Below are 18,617 nucleotides of genomic sequence, written 5' to 3' on the forward strand. Positions count from 1 at the left end.
GTCCGGTGCAACATTCTGTTGCACCACCCCGAAAAACGGGGGCAAAAGGCCCATAAATCGAGGAAGATCGGTCAGGTGATCATGAGCGCAGAGCCAGAAAAACAAGGGGGTTCGGACGTCCGAAGGGCTGCGCGGTTAAGCGTGGCCCCCATGATGGATTGGACCGACCGGCACTGCCGTTATCTGCACCGGCTGCTGTCGCGGAGGGCACTGCTTTATTCCGAGATGGTCACGGCCCCGGCGCTCGTGCGCGGCGGGGCGCTGCATCTGCTCGACTATAACCCTGAGGAGCATCCTGTCGCGCTGCAGCTTGGCGGGTCGGATCCGGAGGAGCTCGCGCGGGCGGCGACGCTTGGCGAGCAGGCGGGCTATGATCAGGTCGATCTCAATTGTGGCTGCCCGTCGGACAGGGTGCAATCGGGCACGTTCGGCGCTGTGCTGATGCGGTCGCCGGAGCTCGTCGCGGACTGCGTCGCCGCTATGCGCGAGGCGGTGAAGATCGACGTCACCGTCAAGTGCCGCATCGGCGTCGACGAGCAGGAGCCGCGCGACGTGCTGCCCGACTTCCTCGAGAAGATCTCGGGCGCGGGCTGCGAGCGCGTGGTGATCCACGCCCGCAAGGCCTGGCTGCAGGGGCTGAGCCCCAAGGAAAACCGCGATATCCCGCCGCTCGATTACGAGATCGTGCGCGAGATGAAGCGGGCCTTCCCGCAGTTGCACGTGTCGATCAACGGCGGCATCACAGATCTCGATACCGCCGAGGCGCTGCTCGCCGACGGGCTCGACGGCGTGATGATCGGGCGCGCCGCCTATCACCAGCCTTGGGACATCCTCGCCAATGCCGATGCCCGGATCTATGGCGAGGCGGTCGGGCCGGTGTCCCCTGAAGAGGCGGTGCAGGCGATGCTGCCCTATATCGAGCGCCACCTCGCCAGCGGCGGCAGGCTGCACCAGATCACCCGGCACATGCTGGGCCTCTTTGCCGGGCGACCGGGAGCGCGGCAGTGGCGCCGGGTGCTGTCCGAGGGCGCCACGCGCGACGGCGCCGGGCCGGAGCTGGTCGAAGAGGCGCTGTCGCGGGTGCCAGCGGCCGCCTGAGCTTCGCGCATCGGCGCAAGGCTTGCACGCGCGGCGGTGGGGGACTAAGCCGCTGGTATACCAGATCAAGGATCTCCCCCATGCCGGACATTGCCACGCTGCTGCCCCTTGTCGGGCTGCTTGTCGTCACCAGCGCCTTTGCCGGGCTGATCGCGGGGCTTCTGGGCGTGGGCGGGGGCATCGTTCTGGTGCCGGCCTTTCTCTTCACCTTCGAGACCATCGGCTATGGCAGCCCACAGGTGATGCAGATCTGCCTTGCCACCTCGCTGGCGACGATCATCGTCACCTCGATCCGCTCGGTGCTGTCGCACAACAAGAAGGGCGCGGTCGAGTGGGGCATCCTGCGCGCCTGGGCGCCGGGCATCGCCATCGGCGCGCTGATCGGGGTGCTGACCGCGGCCCGGCTGCGCTCGGATTTCCTGCAGGCGCTGTTCGGCTGCATCGCCATCTTCATCGGTCTCTACTTTGCCTTCGGGCGCCGCGACTGGCGGCTCTCGGGCGCCATGCCGGGCGGCGGGATGCGGGCGCTGCTGTCGCCGGTCGTGGGCTTCCTGTCGGTGCTGATGGGGATCGGGGGCGGCAGCTTCGGGGTGCCGATGATGACCCTGTGCTCGGTGCCGATGCACCGCGCCGTGGCCACCGCCGCGGGCTTCGGCCTGCTGATCGCGCTGCCCTCGGTGCTGGCCTTCCTCTTCGTGCCGGTGCCCGCAGAGGTGCGACCGCCGCTGACGCTTGGATCGGTCAATCTCGGCGCTTTCTTCATCGCCATCTCGATGACCCTGATCACCGCGCCGCTTGGCGCGAAGCTTGCCCACGCGGTCGACGAGAAGACCCTGCGCCGGTCCTTTGCGGTGTTCATTCTGGTGGTGGCCGCCAACATGCTGCGCAAGTCGTTCTTCTGAACAGCGTCTTGATAATGTGGAGAGAAATGACGTGATCCGGCCCGGATCGCGTGATTGTCGCGTCGATTGATCGACGCTGATGAAAAATCTGGCGCAGTGTGAAGAAATCTCGTTAACGTGATCTCTGGCCGAAATTCGGTCGGGACAGGGATTTGAAAATGCTCGAAGTTCTTTTGCTTCTTTCGCTTGGTGTCTTGGGAATTTCGCTGATTGGCAGCGGTGACGGTGGTGGTGATGACGACTCGGATGCGCCGGAGACGGATCCCGAAGAGCCGATCGTCGGCACGCTCGGCGACGATGACGACACCGCGGTGCTCACCGAAAATGCCGACTCCGTCGAGGGAGGCGCTGGCAACGACCTCATCGACGCGCTTGGCGGCCCCGACTGGGTACGTGGCAACGATGGCAACGACACGCTTCTGGGCGGCGACGGCCACGACTTCCTTGCGGGCAATGCGGGCGCCGACGAGATCGATGGCCAAGACGGCAACGACCTCCTGCGTGGCGGGGTCGGGCCGGATCTGATCCAGGGCGGCGCGGGGGACGACCTGATCGAGACCGGGCTTGGCGGCGACCGCGCCTGGGGCGACGAGGGCAACGACACCATCGTGATCAGCGAAGAAAGCGGTGACGAGCTGCCCTTCAACGAGGTCTATGGCGGGCTGGGGGATGACCTGATGCTGGTCGACAACAGCAACGCGCAGGTCTCGGGCGATCAGGGCAACGACACGATCGCGATCTACCTCACCGACGAGGAGGCCTATGTCGACGCGCTCGGGGGCGAGGGGGACGACCTGATCGTGGCAGGCGAGACCGGGATCGACGCGTCGATCTACGCCTCGGGTGGCGAGGGCAACGACACCATCGATGTCGGTGCCGGTGGCTATGTCAGCGGCGATGCCGGCGACGATGTCATCCTGGCGGAGGGCATCGAGATCTATGGCGGGGCCGGCAGCGACCTGTTCGTCGGCGACCTGACCGGGGACCGCAGCATGTCGGGGGTGGTGCTGGATTTCCTGCCCGGCGAGGACGCGATCCTGTTCGATGTCCCGGGGCCGGACCTCGAGGACGCGGAGCTGGTCATCGGCGAGCCGGCCTTCAGCGAAGTCTACGGCAGGAGCTTGACGGAGATCGCGCTGACCGCGGGCGGCCAGACCTACTCGATCTTCGTCCAGACCGCCGAGGAGATCCAGCCGGACGACATCATCGTGCGGGGCGCGTGAGCCTCAGCCGCGGCGTCCCTCTCGGCCGCCGCGGCGCTTGCTGATCCGCGGGGCGCGGGAAGGCAACTCCTGCATCACCGCGCGGCGCGCGTCGGGGCTCATCCGCGACCACGCGGTGATCTCGTCGATGCTGCGCAGGCAGCCGGTGCAGAGCCGGCTTTCCGGGTGGATGACGCAGATCTTGATACAGGGGCTTTCGATCTCGTCGCGCTTCCAGACATCATCGCTCATCCGTTTGCCCTCAGGTGGCGCAGCCGGTCGAGCGCGCCCTGCAGGATGTAGGAGGCGGCGACATGGTCGATGAGCTCGGCGCGTTTGGCGCGCGAGGTGTCGGCCTCGAGCAGGGCGCGCTCTGCCGCGACCGTGGAGAGGCGCTCGTCCCAGAAAGTGACCGGCCCGTCCCAGAGCCGCGAGAAGTTGCGCGCGAAGGCGCGGGTCGACTGGCAACGCGGGCCCTCGGAGCCGTCCATGTTGCGCGGCAGCCCGAGCACCACGCCGCCGATCTCGCGCTTTGCGAGGATCTCGAGCAGGCGCTCGGCGTCGAGGGTGAACTTCTTGCGCTTCACCGTCTCGAGCGGGGTGGCGACGGTGAGCAGACGGTCGGACACCGCCACGCCGATGGTCTTGGTGCCGAGGTCGAGCCCGGCCAGGGCGCGGTCGCGGGGCAGGGCGGCGGCGAAGTCTTCGATCTCGTCATGGATCATCGCAGGTGGCTTTCGTTGCGTCGGAGGGGGCGCTGCCCCCGTCGCCCGAGGGCGACTCCCCCGAGGTATTTTTGAACCAGAGAAGACGGGGGCGTCATTCCACGACACCGGCGCGGGCGGCCCCGGCGCGGACGATGGCGAGCGCGTCGGGCTGGGCTGCGAAGATCGCCTGGGCCTCCTGCCAGATCGCGGCAGCCTGTTCGGTGCGGCCGAGCACACCGAGCGCGCCGAGAAGCTGGCCCCATTCCTGGGGCGAGCCGCCTTGTTCGGCGAGGCGGGCGCCGAGCCGGTCGACCATGCCCTCGATCATCTGCTGGCGGTCCTCGTCGCTGAGCTCGGAGGCGGCCTCGACATCCGCCGCGCCGGGGCCGGCGAGGGCCGGTGCGCCGGGAGCGGCAGGAAGCTCGTAGTCGTTGACGCCGGCGGCATAGGCGAGATCGGGGATCTGCTCGCGGATCGGCTCGGCCCAGGGGGCATCGGCGGGGCCTTCGCGCAGCAGCTTGTCCCAGATCCGGAAGGCGGTGTCGGGGCGACCGGTCTGCGCCATCATCAGTCCGCCATAATAGCGCGCCACGCCGTTGTCGGGATCGCGACGCATCACCTCGTCGAGCGCCTGCTCGGCCTCGGGCGAGACGTAGCCACCGGCGGCGAGCACCAGCATGTCGGCAAGATCGGCGTAATCCTTGGCGCTGACGCTGTCGCCCTTGAGCGAGATCAGCCGGCGTTGCGCGGCGTAGGCCTTGGCATAATTGCCGAGCGCCGCCTCGGAGCGGGCCAGCAGAATGTGGCCCTGGATGTCGTCGGGGCGTTCGGTGACCGCCGTGCGCAGGCGCTCGACCAGAGCGAGGTAGTCCTCCGGCGCCTCGACCGGCGGCTGGGCCGGGAGCTGGGCCTCGGCCTCGTCCTGCGAGGGACGGTTGGCCCGTGCCTCCTGCGCCGCCGAGATGCGGGCCTGGAGGCCGAGATCGCCATAGCCCGGCGCGCCGAGCCGCAGGTAGAGCAGGGAACTGCCACCGATCAGCGCCAGCACGATCACCGCCGCCATCACCTTGCCGGGACCGCTGCCGCGGCTGGCCGACGCCGCACCGCCCTGGATCCGCGCATCGGCGGCGAGAATGCGGCGCGAGACCTCGGTCTTCAGTCGCTCCGCCTCTTCCGGCGCGATGGTGCCACGGGCCGCGTCGCGCTCGATCTCGCGCAGTTGGTCGCGATAGACCTGCAGGTCATAGGCCTCGGCCGGCCCGGTTGCACGCTCGCCGCGCAGAAGTGCCATCACCAGCAGCGCCGCTACCACGAGCACCACCGCGCCCGCCACGATCCAGAAGAGGGTCAATGCTGTCTCCGTCCCTTTGTCCGCCCCTCATGTATAGGCAGCGGGCGCAGGAAAAAAGGCCTCAAGGGCGCGACGGATTGCCGGTGGCGGGTCACGAAGGCGTCGATGTGGTTGCGGTCGGGGCGCCTCCCGTGCTGATCTTGGTCGTACAGGGGCATTGCCGCGCCCCGGATTCGAGGATTGATGAAGCGTTATTCCGCATTTGCCATCGCCCGCGAGGCGGCCCGCTACCACACCGGCTGGGGCCGTGCCTGGGGCAAGCCCAAGCCGAAAACGCATTACGACGTGATCATCGTCGGCGCCGGCGGGCACGGGCTCGCCACTGCCTATTACCTCGGGAAGAATTTCGGCATCCGCAACGTGGCAATCCTCGAGAAGGGCTGGCTCGGCGGCGGCAATACCGGGCGCAACACCACGATCATCCGCTCGAACTACCTTCAGGATCCGTCCGCGGCGCTCTACGAGAAGGCGCGCTCGCTCTACGAGGGGCTGAGCCAGGATCTCAACTACAACGTCATGTTCTCGCCCCGCGGCGTGATGATGCTGGCGCAGACCGAGCACGAGCTGCGCGGCTACCAGCGCACCGCGCATGCCAACCGCCTGCAGGGCATCGACACCGAGATGATCTCGCCGCGCGAGGTCAAGCGGCTCTGCCCGATCATGAACATCGACGGGCCCCGCTACCCGGTTCTGGGCGCGCTCTGGCAAGCCCGCGCCGGCACCGCGCGCCACGATGCGGTGGCCTGGGGTTACGCCCGCGCCTGCTCCGACATGGGCATGGACATCCTGCAGGGCTGCGAGGTCACCGCGGTGCGCCAGACCGGCGGCAAGGTCACCGGGGTCGAGACCTCGCTCGGAGAGATCTCGTGCAACAAGCTCGGCATCGTGGTGGCGGGCCATTCCGGCGTGCTGGCCGAGAAGGCCGGCTTCCGGCTGCCGCTCGAGAGCGTGTCGCTGCAGGCGCTGGTCAGCGAGCCGATCAAGCCCTGCATGGACGTGGTCGTCATGGCCAACACGGTGCACGGCTACATGAGCCAGTCCGACAAGGGCGAGATGGTGATCGGCGGCGGCACCGACGGGTACATCAACTACACCCAGCGCGGCAGTTTCCAGCACATCGAGGAGACGGTGCGGGCTCTGGTCGAGACCTTCCCGATGATCTCGCGACTCAAGATGCTGAGGCAATGGGGCGGCATCGTCGACGTGACCGGCGACCGCTCGCCGATCCTGTCGAAGACCCCGCTCGAGGGCTGTTTCATCAATTGCGGGTGGGGCACCGGCGGCTTCAAGGCGATCCCCGGCTCGGGCTGGGGCTTTGCCGAGCTCATGGCCAAGGGACACTCGCCGCTGACCGCCGAGTTCGGCCTCGACCGCTTCCGCGAGGGCCGCTTCATCGACGAGAGCGTCGCGGCGGGGGTGGCGCATTGACCGCCCCGCGCGATCCTTTCCCGGTGGTGTTACTTGCCGACCATCGCCCGCTTCATGCGGAACGGCGCGGGGGCGGCGAGGCCTGCGAGCCCGGCCAGCGCGCCGTGGCCGTCATTGCAGGGCGGGCGCCAGCTGTGGATGAACTCGGCCGCGATCATCGCCCGATCCTCGGGGCGGGCCAGTGCCAGCCCGCCGATGGCGTCGAAGCCGAGTGCCTCGGCGCGTTCCCAAGGGCCGCCGGGGCGACGGTCCTCGGCCAGCTGCGCGTCGAGCGCGCAGGTCTCACCGACATAGAACACCTGAACCTGCCGCGAGCGGCCCTCGGGCAGCTTGAGGTAGAGATAGACCGCGCCGGTATCGGTGAAACCGGTGTCGGGAGAGAACAGCTCGACCGGGTAGTCCCGGCCGCGGTGGCTCGTGAGTGTAAGGGTGGTCAGCCTGCTCATGGAGTTTCTCGTTCTTGTTGCCTCGGGACCAATCTAGGGGCCGAACGAGAAAACAACGTGATCCGACCCGGGATCGCGCCGGCTCAGCATGAAAATCCGCGAATCTGCCCGTCTTTTGCGCAGCTGGCGCGGGAATGGGCGCAGGATGCGGCGTGGCCGGGACGGAACGCCCGGCGCGTGACACGCGTTCGACTGACATCCTCAGGCAGCGAAGGAGCGCCCGAATGTCAGATCGTCCCGCCCTGCGGCGCGCCACCGGCCGTCGCCTCGCGCCCGTCCTCTTCGCCGTGGTGCTCTCGGTGGTTCTCGCCGTGCTGCTCTACACATTGCTTGCCCCCGGCGCGACCGGATCGCCGGGCATCGGCGTTCGGGTCCCGGTGCCGACAGAAGGTGGCGCCTCGGCGCTCGACAATGCCGCCAATGCCCTGGAAAATCTCGACGACCTCTAGGGCAGGGGGCATCGCGCCGCCGCTGCCCCGCGGTGTCGCAAAAGGAGCCTTCGCATGCTGATCCTCCACTGCCCCTGCTGCGGCGTCGACGCCGCCGAGATCGAGCTCGCCCCCGGCGGCGAGGCGCATCTGAAACGCGAAGGCCCCGGCAGTTCCGACGCGGCGCTCGAGACCTATCTCTTCACCCGCGACAACCCGCGCGGGGTCGTGCTCGAGCGCTGGCGCCACGCCTATGGCTGTGGAAAGTGGTTCCTCGCCGCGCGCGACAGCGTCACCATGGAGGTCTACGGCACCTACGCGGCCCAGACCTATGCGCCGCCGCAGGAGATCGTCGACCGCATCACCGCCCGTCACCCGGGCTGGGCAGAGGCGCTCTGATGTTTCTTCTGGCCGAAAATATCCTCGGGGGGAGCGCGCCCCGGCGCGCGAGGGGGCAGACAGCCCCCGCCCCCGCTCGCAACATCTCGGGAGCTTGGGCATGAGCACGCGTCTCGCCACGGGCGGCCGCTTCACCGATCGCGGCAAACAGATCGGCTTCACCTTCAACGGCCGCCGCTTCACCGGCTTCGAGGGCGACACGCTGGCCTCGGCCCTGCTCGCCGGAGACCAGCTTCTGGTGGGCCGAAGCTTCAAGTACCACCGCCCGCGCGGCATCGTCGCGTCCGGTGCCGAGGAGCCGAACGCGCTTGTGGGGCTGGGGCAGGGGGCGCGGTTCGAGCCGGACCAGCGCGCCACCACCACCGAGCTCTTCGACGGGTTGGTGGCCGAGAGCCAGAACCACTGGCCGAGCCTCGCCTTCGACGTGGGCGAGATCAACGCCAAGCTCGCGCGCTTCCTGCCGGCCGGGTTCTACTACAAGACGTTCCTTTGGCCGCGGTCGTTCTGGAAATACGTCTACGAGCCGGTGATCCGGCAATCCGCCGGTCTCGGCAAGGCGCCGCACCCGGAGGTGCGTGACGCCGACCGCTACGAGCATTTCCATGCCCATACCGACGTGCTGATCGTCGGCGGTGGCGTGGCCGGGCTGCAGGCGGCGCGCAACGCCGCGCAGGCCGGGGTTCAGGTGCTGCTCATGGAGCAGGCCGCTCATTGGGGCGGCCGAGCGCCGGTCGACGGCGGCACCATCGAGGGACTCGCCCCCGAGGCATGGGTCGCGCAGACCGTCGCCGAGCTCGAGGCGATGGACAATGTCCGGCTGAGGCTGCGCTGCATGGGGGCAGGCGTTTACGATCACGGCTACGCGCTGGGCTATGAGCGCGTCACCGACCACAGGCCGGGCGCGCAGGGGCCGCGGCATCGGCTCTGGCGCATCCGCGCCAAACAGATCGTCACCGCCACCGGCGCCATCGAGCGCCCGCTGAGCTTTGCCGGCAATGACGTGCCGGGCGTGATGCTGGCCTCTGCCGTGCGCGATTACGTGGTCAATTACGGCGTCGCCCCCGGCGACCGCACCGTGGTGGTCACCAACAATGACGACGCCTATCGCACCGCGATCCTGCTCAAGCAGAGCGGCCTCGACGTGCCGGCGATCCTCGACGCCCGTCCGATGGGGGGCGGCGCGCTGATGCAGGAGGCGCGCGACCTGGGCATCCGGGTCGAGCCTGCCCGCGGCATCTCCAAGGTGCTGGGCGGCGCCCGGGTCACCGGCGTGGCGATCTGTGATCAGGCCGGCGGCGGCTCGATGCTCGAGGAGATCGCGTGCGACGCGGTGGCGATGTCCGGCGGTTGGTCGCCGGTGGTGCATCTCTGGTCCCATTGCGGCGGCAAGCTGACATGGGACGCCGACGGCGCCTTCTTTCGCCCCGATCCCTCCCGCGCGCCCACCGGCGCCGACGGCAGGCCCTTTGTCATCGCCGCGGGATCGGCGAATGGCCATCTCGGGCTGCAGGAGGCGCTGGCCTGCGCCGACGGCGCCGGCAAGGCGGCTGTCGAGGCGCTGGGCCGGGGCTTCGAGGAAAGCCCGGTGCCGAAGGCCGAGAGCACCGCGGAAGCACCGCTGCTGCCAGTCTGGCTGATGCCGCAGGGCGCCCGCGCCGATCTGCGCATGAAGGCCTTTCTCGACTATCAGAACGACGTGAAGGTGTCCGACGTCCAGCTCGCCGCGCGCGAGGGCTATGAAAGCGTCGAGCACGCCAAGCGCTACACCACGCTCGGCATGGCCACGGATCAGGGCAAGCTCAGCAACATCAACGGTCTGGCGATCCTGTCCGATGCGCTCGGCGCGCCCATCCCGCAGACAGGCACCACCACCTTCCGCCCGCCCTACACGCCGATCAGCTTCGGCGCCATCGCCGGCGAGGCGCGAGACGCGGTGTTCCAGCCGCTGCGCCGCACCCCGATGCAGGACTGGCACGAGGCCAACAACGCGGCGTGGGAGATCGTCGGCCAGTGGCGCCGGCCCTATTGCTACCCGCGCCCGGGCGAAAGCCGTCACGCCGCCGTCAACCGCGAGATCAGCGCCACGCGCGAGAGCCTCGGCCTGCTCGACGCCTCGACACTGGGCAAGATCCTCGTGAAGGGGCCTGACGCGGGCCGGTTCCTCGACATGATGTATACCAACATGATGTCGACCCTGCCGGTGGGCAAATGCCGCTACGGCCTCATGTGCAACGAGAACGGCTTCCTGATGGATGACGGTGTCGTGGTGCGGCTCTCCGAGGACAGCTGGCTGTGCCACACCACCTCGGGCGGTGCCGATCACGTCCATGCCCACATGGAGGACTGGCTGCAATGCGAGTGGTGGGACTGGAAGGTCTACACCGCCAACCTGACCGAGCAATATGCCCAGATCGCCGTGGTCGGCCCCAATGCCCGCAAGCTTCTGGAAAAGCTCGGCGGCATGGATGTCGCAAAAGAGGCGATGCCGTTCATGACCTGGGCGGATGGCAGGCTCGCCGACACCCCGGTGCGGGTCTACCGCATCTCGTTCTCGGGCGAGCTGTCCTACGAGATCGCGGTGCCGGCCAATCGCGGCCGCGCCTTCTGGGGCAAGCTGCTCGAGGCCGGGGCCGAGTGGAACATCACCCCCTACGGCACCGAGGCGCTGCACGTGATGCGGGCCGAGAAGGGCTTCATCATGATCGGCGACGAGAGCGACGGCACGGTGATCCCGCAGGATCTTGGCCTGCACTGGGCGATCTCGAAGAAGAAAGAGGACTTCCTTGGAAAGCGCGCGCAGCAGCGCCCCGACATGGCGCGCGATGGCCGCTGGCAGCTGGTCGGGCTCGAGACACTCGACGGCTCGGTGCTGCCTGATGGCGCCTATGCCATCGCGGCGGGCAAGAACGCCAATGGCCAGCGCAACACGCAAGGCCGCGTGACCTCGACCTACTTCTCGCCGACGCTGAACAAGGGCATCGCCATGGGGCTGGTCGAACACGGGCCCGACCGTATGGGCGAGGTGCTCTCGTTCACCGCCGAGACACAGGACGAGACCCGCGACGAGCTGACCACCGTCGAGGCGAAGATCGTGAGCCCGGTGTTCTTTGATCCGAAAGGGGAGAAACAGGATGTCTGATGTGATGGCACCGATGGCGGGCGCCCGTTCCGAGGGCCTGATCTCGATCGAGGCCCTGCCGCCGCAGGGCCAGATCTCCCTGCGCTGCGAGGTCTCGGACGATTACCGCGCGAAGCTTGGCGAGCTGCTGGGCCTCGGCGTCCCCGAGCCGCTCTCGGCGGTGGAGGAGGGCGACCGGGCGCTGTTCTGGATGGCGCCTGACGAGCTTCTGCTGCTGCTGCCCTATGATGCGGTGCCGGAGATGCTCGCGCGGCTGAACTCCACGTTCGAGGGCTGGTTCATCGCCATCACCGATGTCTCTGACGCCCGCGCCCAGTTCCGGCTGCGCGGCCCGCATCTGCGCGACGTGCTCTCCAAGGTGACGCCGGCCGACATCTCGCCGGACGCCTTCACCCCCGGCATGGTCCGGCGCTCACGGCTGGCGCAGGTGGCGGCGGGCTACTGGCTGCGCAGCGCGAGCGAAGCGCAGGTCTTCGTGTTCCGCTCGGTAGCCGACTACGCCTTCCAGGTGCTGTCGCTGGCAGCTGAGCCCGGCGGAGAGGTGCACCACCACACGCGCGAGGCGATTTCGGAACAGGACGCGTCATCGCACGTTTAAACCATGACACTCCTTGACCTCGCTGAACGTGGGTCTAGGAATGGTATACAAATTCACTCGGACCAAGAGGGTAACACCATGGCTTTCGAACTTCCCGATCTCCCCTACGCACACGACGCGCTTGCCTCCAAGGGCATGTCCAAGGAGACGCTCGAGTATCACCACGACATCCACCACAACACCTACGTCACCACGCTGAACAAGCTGATCGACGGCACCGAGTGGGCGGACAAGTCGCTGGAAGAGATCGTGAAAGGCACTTACGAAGCTGGCGCCGTGGCGCAATCGGGCCTGTTCAACAACGCCTCGCAGCACTGGAATCACACCCAGTTCTGGGAAATGATGGGCTCCGGCGACAACGCCATGCCGTCCGAGCTTGAAGCGGCCCTGAAAGAGAGCTTCGGCTCGGTCGACAAGTTCAAGGAAGATTTCTCGGCAGCCGGCGCCGGCCAGTTCGGCTCGGGCTGGGCATGGCTGGTCAAGGACGCCGATGGCGGCCTGAAGATCACCAAGACCGAGAACGGCGTGAACCCGCTGTGCTTCGGCCAGACCGCTCTGCTGGGCTGCGACGTGTGGGAGCACTCCTACTACATCGACTTCCGCAACAAGCGCCCGGCCTACCTGGCCAACTTCCTCGACAACCTGGTGAACTGGGAAAACGTCGCCTCGCGTATGTGATCGCGACCGACCTGTTCCGGACAGGACGAAGCCCCGCGCAGTGCGCGGGGCTTTTCTTTTGTCCGTCCGGGAGGCGCTTCTAACGCTGCCGGTGCTGGCGTCAGGCCATGAATAAGGCCCCGCGCTCATCGCCCAAAAGAAGATCGCCGACCTTCACAACCTTGGCCGCCCGATGGCCATCAAGGCCCCGCCGCCCGAGGCGCCTAGCGCTTCACCCGCTCGCGCCAGAGGGTGAACAGCCCCGCCGCCACGATGATCACCGCGCCCATCGCCACGTTGGGCCGCAGCGTCTCGTTGAACACGGTCATGCCGAGGGCCGAGGCGAAGACCAGCTGCAGGTAGGCGAAGGGCTGAACCGCCGAGGCCTCGGCCACCTCGTAACACTTGATCAGCGTGTAGTGTCCGCTGGCGCCGGTGATGCAGAGCAGCGCCATCCAGCCCCAGTCCGGTGCGCTCATCGGCTCCCAGAACCACGCGCCCACCAGCGTTGCGGTCACCGCGCCCGAAACCCCGGTCCAGAAGAACGAGGTCGCCGCGGTGTCGCGCCGGGCCACGTAGCGGGTCAGCAATCCGTAGAGCGCGAACATCAGCGCCGCCACCAGTGGCACGGCGGCGTGAGGCGAGAACACACCGCCCGAGGGCTGCAGGATGATGACGACCCCGATGAAGCCGACGCCAATGGCCGACCAGCGTCGCCAGCCGACCTTCTCGCCGAGGATTGGCCCCGACAGCGCCGCCACGAGCAGCGGGTAGGCGGTGAAGACGGCGTGGCTCTCGGTGAGGCCCAGCAGCACGAAGGCGGTGATCATCACCCAGATCTCGGCCACCAGCAGCACGCCGCGGAAGATCTGCAGCCACGGCTGCGTGGTGGCGGCGGCGGCCTTCAAACCGCCCGCCTGCCGCCCGGCGATGGCCATGACGAAGGCGGCGAAGAACCAGTAGCGGATCATCACCACCATGTAGACGTTGTAGCTGTCCGACAGGTGCCGAGAGATGCCGTCCTGAAGGGCAAAGACGAAGGTCGTCAGGACCATCAGCCAGATGCCGAATTTGGTGTTCTGTTCCGCCATCAGGCCAGCTCCGCGCGCGTCATGTGTCGTTTGCGGCCATAGCCGGGCACACGGGCGACTGCAAACCCTGCCGCCTCGAGTGCGCGGCGCACGTGGCCGGCTGCGGTGTAGGTGGCAATGGTACCGCCCGGCGCAGTGTGACGGCCGACCTCTTCCATCAGGTCCGCGCCCCAGAGCTCGGGGTTCTTGGCCGGCGAGAAGCCGTCGAGGAACCACGCATCCGCCTTGCCCTCCCATGCGGGCAGGGCGGTGCGGGCATCGCCTTCCACCATGCGGAAGCGCAGGTCGGGCAGGTCGATCTCGCGCGCCCCGTCGCGCCAGAACGGCGCCAACTCATCGGCGATGGCGGACAGCTCGGGAAACGCCGACTGGGCGCGGATCATGTCCGCGCCGGTCATCGGGAAGGCCTCGAAGCTGGTGAAATGGAGCGTCCCGGCGGTGCCGCTCTGGCGCCAGATCTGCAGCGTGGCGAGCAGGTTGAGCCCGGTGCCGAAGCCCAGCTCGGCCACGTGAAGGCCGTCGCGGAAACGGGCGGGAAGATCATTGCCGGCGAGGAAGGTATGTCGGGTCTCGGCGAGGCCGTTCTCGAGCGAGAAATACGGATCGTCGAAGCGCGGCGACACCGGCACCTCGCCGTCGCGCCAGAGAGGGGCGTCGGGCTGGTTCGTCATGATGGTCTGTCCTAGAACTGGCGCGACCATGACCGGAGGGCAGACGAATGGCAAGCATCGACGTGACAGTGCGCGGGGCAGGGATCTTCGGCCTCTCGATCGCCTGGGCCTGCGCCCGGGCCGGGGCAACGGTCCAGGTCGTCGACCCGTACGGTCCGGGGGCCGGATCAAGCGGCGGCATCGTCGGCGCGCTGGCCCCGCACGTGCCGGAGAACTGGAACCCGAAGAAGGCGTTCCAGCTCGAGAGCCTGTTGATGGCCGAAGCCTTCTGGGCCGAGGTCGAGGCGGTGGGCGGCGTCTCGCCCGACTACGCCCGCAGCGGACGGCTGCAGCCGGTGGCCGACGACAAGGGGCTGGAGCTGGCGCGCGGACGCGAGATCACGGCGCGTGCGCTCTGGGGCGAAGCCGCGGTCTGGGAGGTGATCCCCGCCGAGGAGGCCGGGCCCTTCGCGCCGCTGACCCCCACGGGCTGGCTGATCCGCGACACGCTCAGCGCCTGCATGTCGCCGCGGCGCGCCTCGGCGGCGCTGGCGGCGGCGCTGTCCGCGATGGGTGTCGAGGTGGTGCGCGAGGCCGAGGATGCCGGGCAGGTGCTTTGGGCCACCGGTTGGCAGGGGCTGATCGCGCTCTCGGAGGCCTTGGGCAAGCCGGTGGGCGCGGGCGTGAAGGGCCAGTCGGCGCTGCTGCGGTTCGATGCTGGCGATGCGCCCCAGGTCTTTGCCGGCGGGCTGCACATCGTGCCGCATCACGATGGCACCGTGGCGATCGGCTCGACTTCGGAGCGCGACTTCGACGACTCGTCCTCCTGCGACGATCAATGCGAGGCGCTGGTCGAGCGCGCGGTGACGGCGATGCCGCTCCTGCATGGTGCCGAAGTGGTCGAGCGCTGGGCCGGAGTGAGGCCCCGTGCAAAGAGCCGGGCGCCGATGCTCGGGGGCTGGCCCGGGCGGGAGGGGCATTTCATCGCCAATGGCGGCTTCAAGATCGGCTTCGGCATGGCGCCGAAGGTGGCCTGGGTGATGGCGGACCTTATGCTGAACGGGCAGGACGGAATCCCGCAGGGGTTCCGGGTCGAGGATTCGCTGTAGTTCGGGCGATGTCCTGACGCCTTGGCAGGTTGGAGAGGGGGGGATGGGGGCGCCGCCCCCGTCCGCGTGCCGCGGCCTCCCCCGGGATATTTCTGGCCAGAAGAAGCTTGGGGGGCTGCGCTGCTTGAAGCGTCGCACCGTTGAAGGGCTGGCAAAGCCGGGCGCGCGAAGCTGTGCGGAGCGTTGCGCCACTTGCAGAGCGGTGAGGGGGGCTCTGCCCCCGCCGCAGCGGAGCTGCGACTCCCCCGAGGTATTTTTGAACCAGAGAAGCAGGGGGCGGTATGGCAGTGGTGGCTCAGCGGGTCATGCGGTGAACGCTCATCGAGATGTGGGCGCGGCGGATCAGGGCGGCGGCGGCGGTGTCTCCGGCTGCGAGAGCGGTCTCGGTCTCGCGCATCTCGCCGAGGAAGATGGCGCATTCCGAGGTCAGGTTCATGCGCGGGATCGAGGTCAGCCAGATCCGGGCGGTGAGGTAGTAGAGCCGGGCCGCGGTCTCGCGCAGGGGGGCGTTGCCGGTGAGCGACAGGCCGAAGCGGTGGTAGGCGCTGTTGAGCGCGGCGAAGGCGCGCGGATCGGGGGCGGCGAGCAGCACCTCGCCGCGGGTAACGAACTCGCGGATCTCGGCCATCACCCCGGCGGTCACCGGCAGCGGGTCGAGCTGGCCTGCCAGCGCGGCCAGGTGCAGGCGCAGATCGTAGACCTGCGCCATCAGTGCCATGTCGACATCGGTGACCAGCGTGCCGATGCCGTGGCGGCTTTCCACCAGCCCCTCGTCTTCGAGCCGCGCCAGCACCCGGCGCAGCGGCGTGCGCGAGGTGCCGAACTCGGCCGCCAGCGCCTCTTCCGAGAGCTTGGTGCCTGGCGGGTAGTCGAGCAGGCAGATGCGCTCGCGCAGTTCTGAATGCAGGCGCTGGTGGCGCGCCGCGGCGGTGCTCACGCGGCGACGCTCCGCCCGATGCCCTCCAGCATGGTCAGGCATTGCGACAGCTGCTGGCGCGAGACGAACTCGTCCGGCTTGTGGGCCTGCGCGATCGAGCCCGGGCCGCAGATCACCACCGACATGCCCATTTCCTGGAACAGGCCGCCCTCGGTGCTGAACGGCACCACGCCGCAGTCATCATTGCCGGTGAGCTGCGCCACCAGATCACGGGCGGCGTTGTCGGACATCGGCTCGAGCCCGGCGACCTCGCCGATCACCTGGGTCTCGATGCGGGCCTCCGGGTTCACCTTGCGCATCGCCGGGAGCAGCTCGGTTTCGACATAAGCTTCCAGCGCATCCTTGACGAAATGCGCGTCGCCCGACTGCACCGGGCGCATCTCCCAGTCGACCTCGGCGAAGCCGGGGATGACGTTGTGCGCCACGCCACCATAGAGTCGGCCCACATTGACCGTGGTCCAGGGCGGATCGAAGCGCGAATTGGCCGGCACCCGGGTCTTGAGTTGCTCGGCCAGGCTCATCAGCTGGGTGACGTAGCGCACCGCGTATTCCACCGCGTTGACGCCGCGTGCGGGGGCCGAGCCGTGCCCTTCGAGCCCGTGGAAGCGGCAGGTGTATTCGCAGCAGCCCTTGTGGCCCTCGATGATCTTCATGTCGGTCGGCTCACCCACGATGGCCATCCGTGGCGCGTAGCCGCGGCGCTCGAGCTCGGGCACCAGGGCGCGGGCGCCCATGCAGCCGACCTCTTCGTCATGGGTGAAGCACAGGTGTACCGGGCGCTTCAGCGGTGTCTGCGACAGCGGATCGGCCATGGCGATGGCGGCGGCGATGAAGCCTTTCATGTCGCAGGCACCGCGGCCGAGCAACAGGTCGTCGCGCTCGGTCAGGTGGAACGGGTTGGAGTGCCAGACCTGGTCGGTTACCGGCACCACGTCGGAATGGCCCGACAGCACCACGCCGCCCGGCACGTCGGGGCCGATGGTGGCGAACATGTTGGCCTTGGCGCCGCTGGCGTCGGCGAAGAGCTCGACCTTCGCGCCATGATGTTCCAGCCAGTTCGCCATCCAAGCCATCATGTCGAGATTGCTGTCGCTCGACACGGTGGGGAAGGAGATGAGGTCGGCGAGAATCGCTTCGGTCTCTTTCAGCATGGTTGGCTCCTCAGGCTTTGACGAACATCTGGCGGGGACGGTCGCAGAAGCATTCCGCCGCCCCGTCTTCGGTGATCAGGATCGATTCGGTGATTTCCAGGCCCCAGTCCGACATCCACAGGCCGGGCATGAAGTGGAAGGTCATGCCGGGCTGCAGGATGGTCTCGTCCTCGGCGCGCAGCGAGATGGTGCGCTCGCCCCAGTCCGGAGGGTAGGACAGGCCGATGGGATAGCCGCAGCGGGCGCCGCGCTCGATCCCGGCGCGCTCGAGCGGCGCGGCCAGCGCGTTGGCGATGTCGCAGGCGCGGTTGCCGGCGCGGGCGGCCTGGAGCCCGGCCTCGAGCCCTTCGACCAGCGCGTCCTCCGCGGCGAGGAACAGGTCGGGCGGCTGGCCGAGAAAGATCGTCCGGCAAAGCGGCGCGTGATAGCGGCGGTAACAGCCGGAGATCTCGAAGAAGGTGGCCTCGCCCTTCTTGAACGGCCGACCGTCCCAGGTCAGGTGCGGGGCGGCGGCATCCGAGCCCGAGGGCAGCAGCGGCACGATGGCGGCGTAGTCGCCCCAGTCGTCGCCCACGCCGAGGATGGCGTCACGCTGGATCTCGGCCACCACCTCGTTCTTCGGCACGCCGGGCTCGACCCGCTCGAGCAGGCCGTCGACGATCTTTTCCGAGATTCGCGCCGCCTTGCGCATGAAGGCGATCTCTTCGGCGGACTTGATGTTGCGCTGCCAGTTCACCAGCGCGGTGGCGTCGACGATGGTGGCGGTGGGCAGGCTGTCGGCCAGCGCCATGAAGGCCTTGGCGGAAAAGTAGTAATTCTCCATCTCGACGCCGAGCCGCGCGCCCTCGAGCCCCATGCCGATCAGGCGCTGGGCGAGGTCTTCCATCGGGTGGCGCTCGGTCGACTGCACGTAGTTGTCGGCATAGCCAATGACCCGGTCGTCGCCCATCCAGACGGTGCGCACGGCACCATTGGTGTCCTGGTTGCGGCCCCACCAGATTGGGTCGGCATCGTGGAACACCAACACGCCCTGATGCACGTAGAACGACCAGCCGTCATAGGCGGTGAGCCAGGCCATGTTCGACGGGTCGGTGACCAGCAGAACCTCAACGCCGGCCTTTTCCATGGCGGCGCGGGTCTTGGCGAGACGTCGTTCATACTCGGCCTCGGAGAAGGGCAGGTCTTTCTGGAATCGGTGCTGGTCCATGGGCGGTCTCCGGGGGTGGTCTTCGCCCCAGCTAGACAGTTGTGCACAACTGTGGCTGTCAAAAACCGACATCACGCGTCGCTCATGGGATGGTGGCGCTGAAATTCCGCGCGGGTG

At 68.1% G+C, this 18,617-nt stretch carries 19 protein-coding genes; 10 read left to right on the plus strand and 9 right to left on the minus strand.

Annotation, left to right across the window (positions count from 1 at the left end; translation table 11 throughout):
* Nucleotides 1-81 precede the first annotated feature (81 nt).
* From dusA to JF542_RS00060, 3 genes are all read left to right on the plus strand, one after another.
* A complete protein-coding gene (dusA, locus tag JF542_RS00050) occupies nt 82-1,098 on the plus strand; it encodes a tRNA dihydrouridine(20/20a) synthase DusA (protein WP_207074298.1) in 1,017 nt (338 codons plus the stop codon).
* 80 nt (nt 1,099-1,178) lie between these two features.
* Nucleotides 1,179-2,000 (plus strand): sulfite exporter TauE/SafE family protein, encoded by an 822-nt coding sequence (locus tag JF542_RS00055; RefSeq protein WP_007793121.1) that lies wholly within the window; start codon nt 1,179-1,181, stop codon nt 1,998-2,000.
* Nucleotides 2,001-2,158: 158 nt separating this feature from the next.
* Complete coding sequence (locus JF542_RS00060) at nt 2,159-3,223, plus strand: calcium-binding protein (RefSeq protein WP_207074299.1); 1,065 nt, start codon at nt 2,159-2,161, stop codon at nt 3,221-3,223.
* Nucleotides 3,224-3,226: 3 nt separating this feature from the next.
* Here JF542_RS00060 and JF542_RS00065 read toward each other — a convergent pair whose 3' ends face one another.
* From JF542_RS00065 to ccmI, 3 genes are all read right to left on the minus strand, one after another.
* Complete coding sequence (locus tag JF542_RS00065) at nt 3,227-3,454, minus strand: DUF1289 domain-containing protein (RefSeq protein WP_007793115.1); 228 nt, start codon at nt 3,452-3,454, stop codon at nt 3,227-3,229.
* The gene (gene ruvX, locus JF542_RS00070; RefSeq protein WP_207074300.1) at nt 3,451-3,927 is read right to left on the minus strand and encodes a Holliday junction resolvase RuvX; all 477 of its coding nucleotides are present in this window, start codon (nt 3,925-3,927) and stop codon (nt 3,451-3,453) included. Before ruvX ends, JF542_RS00065 begins: the two co-directional genes overlap by 4 nt.
* A 94-nt stretch (nt 3,928-4,021) precedes the next feature.
* Nucleotides 4,022-5,260: a c-type cytochrome biogenesis protein CcmI gene (gene ccmI, locus JF542_RS00075; protein WP_007793109.1), complete on the minus strand. Its 1,239-nt coding sequence runs from the start codon at nt 5,258-5,260 to the stop codon at nt 4,022-4,024.
* Between the two features lie 183 nt (nt 5,261-5,443).
* On the opposite strand from ccmI, the gene JF542_RS00080 reads away from it, so the two are divergent.
* Nucleotides 5,444-6,688 carry a sarcosine oxidase subunit beta family protein gene (locus JF542_RS00080; protein ID WP_007793106.1) on the plus strand — a complete coding sequence of 415 codons (1,245 nt, stop codon included), beginning with the start codon at nt 5,444-5,446 and terminating at the stop codon, nt 6,686-6,688.
* 29 nt (nt 6,689-6,717) lie between these two features.
* Here the strand turns inward: JF542_RS00080 and JF542_RS00085 are convergent, their stop codons facing one another.
* Entirely contained in the window at nt 6,718-7,134 is a 417-nt protein-coding gene (locus tag JF542_RS00085) for a hypothetical protein (protein WP_207074301.1), read from the minus strand.
* Between the two features lie 224 nt (nt 7,135-7,358).
* On the opposite strand from JF542_RS00085, the gene JF542_RS00090 reads away from it, so the two are divergent.
* From JF542_RS00090 to JF542_RS00110, 5 genes are all read left to right on the plus strand, one after another.
* The gene (locus tag JF542_RS00090) at nt 7,359-7,583 is read left to right on the plus strand and encodes a hypothetical protein (protein ID WP_207074302.1); all 225 of its coding nucleotides are present in this window, start codon (nt 7,359-7,361) and stop codon (nt 7,581-7,583) included.
* A 54-nt stretch (nt 7,584-7,637) separates the two neighbouring features.
* On the plus strand, nt 7,638-7,961 hold the full coding sequence (locus JF542_RS00095; protein ID WP_207074303.1) for a sarcosine oxidase subunit delta: 324 nt from the start codon (nt 7,638-7,640) through the stop codon (nt 7,959-7,961).
* Nucleotides 7,962-8,061: 100 nt separating this feature from the next.
* Nucleotides 8,062-11,100 (plus strand): sarcosine oxidase subunit alpha family protein, encoded by a 3,039-nt coding sequence (locus tag JF542_RS00100; RefSeq protein WP_207074304.1) that lies wholly within the window; start codon nt 8,062-8,064, stop codon nt 11,098-11,100.
* On the plus strand, nt 11,093-11,698 hold the full coding sequence (locus tag JF542_RS00105) for a sarcosine oxidase subunit gamma (RefSeq protein ID WP_207074305.1): 606 nt from the start codon (nt 11,093-11,095) through the stop codon (nt 11,696-11,698). The genes JF542_RS00100 and JF542_RS00105 overlap by 8 nt, the downstream gene beginning before the upstream one ends.
* Nucleotides 11,699-11,776: 78 nt before the next feature.
* Nucleotides 11,777-12,376: a superoxide dismutase gene (locus JF542_RS00110; RefSeq protein WP_007793087.1), complete on the plus strand. Its 600-nt coding sequence runs from the start codon at nt 11,777-11,779 to the stop codon at nt 12,374-12,376.
* A 203-nt stretch (nt 12,377-12,579) separates the two neighbouring features.
* On the opposite strand, the gene JF542_RS00115 is transcribed toward JF542_RS00110, so the two are convergent.
* Both JF542_RS00115 and mnmC2 read right to left on the minus strand, forming a co-directional pair.
* Nucleotides 12,580-13,446 (minus strand): DMT family transporter, encoded by an 867-nt coding sequence (locus tag JF542_RS00115; protein ID WP_007793084.1) that lies wholly within the window; start codon nt 13,444-13,446, stop codon nt 12,580-12,582.
* Nucleotides 13,446-14,117, minus strand: a complete 672-nt coding sequence (gene mnmC2 / locus JF542_RS00120) for a tRNA (5-methylaminomethyl-2-thiouridine)(34)-methyltransferase MnmC2 (RefSeq protein WP_207074306.1) — start codon at nt 14,115-14,117, stop codon at nt 13,446-13,448. Before mnmC2 ends, JF542_RS00115 begins: the two co-directional genes overlap by 1 nt.
* A gap of 47 nt (nt 14,118-14,164) precedes the next feature.
* On the opposite strand from mnmC2, the gene JF542_RS00125 reads away from it, so the two are divergent.
* Nucleotides 14,165-15,205: an NAD(P)/FAD-dependent oxidoreductase gene (locus JF542_RS00125; protein ID WP_207074307.1), complete on the plus strand. Its 1,041-nt coding sequence runs from the start codon at nt 14,165-14,167 to the stop codon at nt 15,203-15,205.
* 295 nt (nt 15,206-15,500) lie between these two features.
* Here the strand turns inward: JF542_RS00125 and JF542_RS00130 are convergent, their stop codons facing one another.
* The 3 genes from JF542_RS00130 to JF542_RS00140 are packed head-to-tail and all read right to left on the minus strand — an operon-like array spanning nt 15,501 to nt 18,500.
* A complete protein-coding gene (locus JF542_RS00130) occupies nt 15,501-16,142 on the minus strand; it encodes a GntR family transcriptional regulator (protein WP_207074308.1) in 642 nt (213 codons plus the stop codon).
* Nucleotides 16,139-17,293 carry an acetylornithine deacetylase gene (gene argE / locus JF542_RS00135; RefSeq protein WP_007793072.1) on the minus strand — a complete coding sequence of 385 codons (1,155 nt, stop codon included), beginning with the start codon at nt 17,291-17,293 and terminating at the stop codon, nt 16,139-16,141. The genes JF542_RS00130 and argE overlap by 4 nt, the downstream gene beginning before the upstream one ends.
* A gap of 10 nt (nt 17,294-17,303) precedes the next feature.
* On the minus strand, nt 17,304-18,500 hold the full coding sequence (locus tag JF542_RS00140) for a M24 family metallopeptidase (protein ID WP_207074309.1): 1,197 nt from the start codon (nt 18,498-18,500) through the stop codon (nt 17,304-17,306).
* Nucleotides 18,501-18,617 lie beyond the last annotated feature (117 nt).

Source organism: Salipiger bermudensis (assembly GCF_017309175.1).
Classification (GTDB): domain Bacteria; phylum Pseudomonadota; class Alphaproteobacteria; order Rhodobacterales; family Rhodobacteraceae; genus Salipiger; species Salipiger bermudensis.